Source organism: Methylobacterium sp. CCH5-D2 (assembly GCF_001556475.1).
In the GTDB taxonomy this organism is placed as follows: domain Bacteria; phylum Pseudomonadota; class Alphaproteobacteria; order Rhizobiales; family Beijerinckiaceae; genus Methylobacterium; species Methylobacterium hispanicum.
This window is the reverse complement of record NZ_LSIX01000860.1, coordinates 1-222: the sequence shown is the minus strand read 5'-3', so window position 1 is coordinate 222 and position 222 is coordinate 1. Positions and strand designations below refer to the sequence as shown.

Below are 222 nucleotides of genomic sequence, written 5' to 3'. Positions count from 1 at the left end.
TTCGGCGGCGGACATCTGCCCGGAACACTCGGCACGGACTACACATACCCGACCCAGCAGGAGATCGATTACTACGCCGGCAAAGGCATGTCGATCGTCCGGCTGCCCTTCCTCTGGGAGCGGGTGCAGCTCGCCGCGAACGGTCCGCTGAGCACGAGCGAGCTCGCGCAGATGGACGGCGTCGTCGCGTACGCGGCGAGCCGGGGCCTGCAGGTGATCCTG

1 protein-coding gene is annotated in these 222 nt (G+C 67.6%); it reads left to right on the top strand.

What is annotated here, in order from left to right:
• The coding region (locus tag AX737_RS22670; protein ID WP_156453893.1) for a cellulase family glycosylhydrolase at window positions 1-222 on the top strand (222 nt) is incomplete at both ends.